General features: G+C 41.2%; 4 protein-coding genes. All 4 read left to right on the top strand.

Going from position 1 to position 4497, the window contains the following annotated elements; translation table 11 throughout:
- Positions 1 to 185: 185 nt before the first annotated feature.
- The 4 genes from BQ7314_RS01820 (at position 186) to ltrA (ending at position 4183) form a co-directional block, all read left to right on the top strand.
- A complete protein-coding gene (locus BQ7314_RS01820; protein ID WP_174481999.1) occupies positions 186 to 1211 on the top strand; it encodes an IS630 family transposase in 1026 nt (341 codons plus the stop codon).
- Positions 1212 to 1317: 106 nt separating this feature from the next.
- Positions 1318 to 1605 carry a transposase gene (locus BQ7314_RS01825; RefSeq protein ID WP_174482000.1) on the top strand — a complete coding sequence of 96 codons (288 nt, stop codon included), beginning with the start codon at positions 1318 to 1320 and terminating at the stop codon, positions 1603 to 1605.
- Positions 1562 to 2026, top strand: a complete 465-nt coding sequence (locus tag BQ7314_RS01830) for an IS3 family transposase (protein WP_174482001.1) — start codon at positions 1562 to 1564, stop codon at positions 2024 to 2026. The genes BQ7314_RS01825 and BQ7314_RS01830 overlap by 44 nt, the downstream gene beginning before the upstream one ends.
- Positions 2027 to 2671: 645 nt before the next feature.
- The gene (gene ltrA / locus BQ7314_RS01835) at positions 2672 to 4183 is read left to right on the top strand and encodes a group II intron reverse transcriptase/maturase (RefSeq protein ID WP_174482002.1); all 1512 of its coding nucleotides are present in this window, start codon (positions 2672 to 2674) and stop codon (positions 4181 to 4183) included.
- Positions 4184 to 4497: the final 314 nt, after the last annotated feature.

Raw genomic sequence — 4497 nt, forward strand, 5'->3', positions numbered from 1 at the left:
AAAGTACACAATGCTGGCGTATCGAGGTTTATTTTAGGTGGGTTTGCCATGTTTATAGCAAACCCCTATTTAATTCCCATTAGGCGAAAGCATTTGAAACGAATGAAAAGACTGTTTTTTTCATATATACCCAAAATTATTGAAGATGCTTGAAAAAGTAATGAAATAAAGGCATTCTATAGAGAATGAAAATCATACTGAATTCAACGGATAAAAAAGCTTTGGAATTACGTCATAGTAAAACACGTGATGTCCGCGAGAGTGACCGAATTAAAGCGGTCTTATTAAGCTCAGAAGGTTGGTCGGTTTCTCAGATTTCTCAGGCATTACGAAAACATGAAACGACGATTCTACGTCATCTCACTGATTTTCAAAAAACACAAAAGTTGAAGCCTGAAAATGGCGGTTCACAGAGCCATCTGAATTTAGAACAAACGAATGAATTAATACACCATTTATTGGATGTGACCTATGTTCACGTTCATCAAATTGTTGCCTATGTCAGGTCAACCTATGAGATTCAGTACAGTGTCTCTGGCATGACCCAATGGTTGCATCAAAATGGATTTAGTTATAAACAGCCGAAAGGAGTCCCTCACAAATTTGACCCTGAAAAGCAGGCTCAATTCATTGAGGATTACAAACGGTTAAAGGCCGAACTTGCAGAGGATGAGACTTTATTATTCATTGATGCCGTTCATCCGACGCAAGCGACAAAAATAACATCAGGTTGGATCAAAACCGGGGTTGATAAATCCATTGAAACGACAGGCAGCCGGACACGCTTAAATATAATCGGTGCTATCCGGTTAGGGCATTTATCTGAAGCAGTGACAGATCAATATGAGACCGTCAACAGTGCATCCATTGTTGATTTTTTTGAACAAATAAAAGCACGCTATGCCTCAAGTTCTTGTATAAATATCATTCTGGATGGAGCGGGGTATCATCGTTCAGATCAAGTCGTTAATAAAGCAGAAGAGTTAAACATTAAGCTCCATTATTTACCTCCTTACAGTCCCAATCTGAACCCAATAGAACGACTTTGGAAGGTGATGAATGAACAAGTTCGAAATAATCAATATTTTGCGACTGCCAAGGCGTTTCGGCATCAAATAAAGTATTTTTTTGATGATATATTGCCTGAGATTGCGGCGTCTTTAGATGACAGAATTAACGATAATTTTCAGGTTCTAAATCCTGCATCTTGAAATCTCTTGGGTATAATACTCTGAGTATAGTGGCCCCCAATATTTAGACCAATACTTAAGGAGCGATTTAGCTCAAAATATAAGTTGATTATAAGGGGTTATTATTATGAGTACAAAACGAAAATCACACAGTGCAAGATTTAAGGCGAAGGTTGCCTTAGAAGCTTATAAAGGCGATAAAACAGCAGCAGAGCTAATTTCCGCACATAAAATCTCTTCAGGCCAGGTGAGTACTTGGAAGAAATGTTTGATCGATGGCGCAGCTCAGTTATGTGAATCAGGGCGTGCTAAAACAATTGACGAGGCGGCATTAACCTCACCTCTCTATGAAGAAATAGGTCGGTTAAAGGTTGAACTGGACTGGCTTAAAAAAAAAGTTAACGAGTCCTATTGAACTCAAGCGACAATGGATAGAGCCAAAGTATGAAGCCATTAGTATTCGTCGCCAGTGTGAGCTGTTGGGACTCAATCGTTCAACGCTCTACTATCAGCCAATACCTACATCAGATGAGGAGTTGCAGGTGATGCGACTGATTGATAAGATCTATACGCGTTGCCCATTTTATGGTTCGCGTAGGATTGCGGCACAGCTGACGCGTGAGCGTGGTGACCCTTGGAATCGAAAGCGTATTCAAAGGCTTATGCGTATCATGGGAATACGTGGGGTTGCACCTGGGCCTGATACCAGCAAGCCTCATCCAGAGAATAAGATTTACCCCTACTTGTTGCGTGGCCTGTTAATTGATAAAGTAAATCAGGTCTGGAGCACTGATATTACTTATAGTGCGCCCAACCTTTGGAGGTGTTATGGATAGACACTAACAAAGCTTGAGCATGTTTGGAATGCATTTGTTTAATAGCAGAAGCCATTAAACAAATGCCCACTTTCTGCTATGAGAAAGTGAGAGCCGAAGCGGCGGTGATCTGCTGTACACTAGCGGAGTGACGTAGCTCGTGGGAAATGGGGTGTGAGGCGAAACCGTTACGCCAAGATGCACCTCTAGGCTGAGTATTGGAAGGTTGAGGAACACGAACCGATTAATCCGTATCTATGGGCTGAAATGTCGCCTCCACCTACACGGTTTAACAGGTGGAATACAGATAAGAAGAATTGACATGTATGCATATTCGTCTTCATTTTCTATTGTATAGGTATGGCAATAGAAATGGGCTTTGAAAAGAGCGTAGTTAAATCAAAGCATCTGTATCAACTTGCAGCAAGCAAGGCTAAAGACTGCGATCGGCAGCCTACCTAATACGTTTGAGTCCGGCATGTGGACTGGGGAAGGTCTATTTAGATGTTAAGGGAGTGTGACCCCGAAGATGAATAGATTGGCGGAGTTTCCGTAGTAGTCTGAGATGGGGAAAACCTATTACATGGCGAAGGGGAACAGTTTAAGAAAATTTGCTTGGCAAATTATCTGACTTTAGAGAGGTGAAGACCTTTGATAATCAGTGAAATGCAAAACAAAATTGCAACATGGGCTGAAGCCGATGATCAACGTAGATTTGATCGTCTGTTACGACTCATGACTAATCGGTCTTGGTTGCTTGAAGCGGCTCGTATTACACTTGCATCGAGCGGTGCTAAAACGGCCGGTATTGATGGTGTCAACAAAGCCATTCTGGAAAGTCAACTTGATCAGCACTTGGAGCAGATTCGGCTACAATTGTTATCAGGCGAATACAGGCCTTCACCAGCAAGGCGAGTTTATATTCCTAAAGCGAATGGTAAACAAAGACCGTTAGGTATTCCAACCTTAACTGATCGAATTGTACAGCGAGCAATGCTGATGGTTATGGAACCTATATGGGAAAGTGATTTTCACCGCTCCTCCTATGGTTTTAGACCAGAACGTAGCGTTCATCATGCGATTAGAACAGTAAAGTTTCAGTTACAAGATAGTAATTACACAGCGGGGCGTTGGGTTATCGAAGGTGACCTAGCAAGCTACTTTGATACAGTGCATCATAAATTGTTACTGAAATATGTACGGAAAAGAATCTGCGACCAACGATTTCTAGCCCTGCTTTGGCAAGTTATTAAAGCAGGCCATGTTGATCAAGGTCTCTTTTGTGCTTCAAGTGAAGGTGTTCCACAAGGGGGCGTTATTTCGCCATTGCTCTCCAATATTATGCTTAACGAGTTTGATCAATGGTTGGAGGCAAAATACCTAAACAATAAAGCGCGTAAAGATCGATGGTCTTGGAATCACAGTATCGATATTAAACGACCTATTGCGATTCTAGAAAACAGGCAATGGCGTCCCGCCATTAGTTACTGTCGTTACGCAGATGATTTTGTTGTTATTGTTAAAGGTACTAAAGCTCACGCAGAAGCGATGCGTGAAGAATGTCGAAGTTTCTTAGAGGATGAACTGAAATTAACACTCAATATGGATAAAACGCATGTAACCCATATTGATGACGGTTTTGTGTTTCTAGGGCATAGGATTATTCGTAAACGTGGAGGACTTGGCAATAAGCGGATAGTAACAACAATACCTAAGGATAAATTCAAAAACTTTGCGGCAAAATTAGTAAATGAATTATCCAGTCATTATAGTGAGAATAAGATAGACCTCATTGTTCGTCTAAATCGGAAATTATCGGGGTGGGCGAACTTTTATCAATTTACCGACTATACAGCGGTCATGTTTGGGAAACTAGATCAGATAATGTTCTGGAAGATTGGATATTGGCTGGCCAGGAAATTTCGCACCTCAATCAAGTCATTGATGAAGCAATGGTTTCGGAGGCCTGATAAAAGTAAAGCGAAAACTTGGATCTTGCATGGTCGTAATGGTAAAGGAAATCTAGACGGTGTTGTACTTAAGCGACTGGTCACCAGTCGTAAAAGCCAATTCCGGTGGCGTAATCCAGAAACGAATCCGTATATCATACGTGATGAAAGCAGGAATACCGTCACATCTCGCTATAAAGATGTTGCAATGGCTATGAGCCAGTCTTAAATGGAGAGCTGTATGCGCTGTAAGGTGCACGTATGGTTCGGGGAGGAGAAGCAGGAAAATAGTTCGACTACGTCCTGCTTCTTACTCTACTTCCAATGACCAAGGGGTTTATGTATTTGGTTGCTCTGTACACGACAAAAAATCTAAAAAGGTGGCATAGTTCGTTGAAATGTAATCAAATATCCTGTTTTTGTTTTGGCAAAACATGAATAGCGGACAATTACAAATCAACGAACTAACGACTATATTAAACGAGCATTTCCATTGGAACAAGGCAAGAATGAATTGTTTTGTGGGAATGCTAATCGCATTAA

It is taken from the genome of methanotrophic endosymbiont of Bathymodiolus puteoserpentis (Logatchev) (assembly GCF_900128525.1).
Lineage (GTDB): Bacteria > Pseudomonadota > Gammaproteobacteria > Methylococcales > Methylomonadaceae > Methyloprofundus.

Excerpts from the sequence above, each read along its gene's own strand:
- BQ7314_RS01825 (WP_174482000.1), top strand. The coding sequence starts at position 1,318 with ATGAGTACAAAACGAAAATCACACAGTGCAAGATTTAAGGCGAAGGTT.
- ltrA (WP_174482002.1), top strand. The coding sequence starts at position 2,672 with ATGCAAAACAAAATTGCAACATGGGCTGAAGCCGATGATCAACGTAGA.
- BQ7314_RS01820 (WP_174481999.1), top strand. The coding sequence starts at position 186 with ATGAAAATCATACTGAATTCAACGGATAAAAAAGCTTTGGAATTACGT.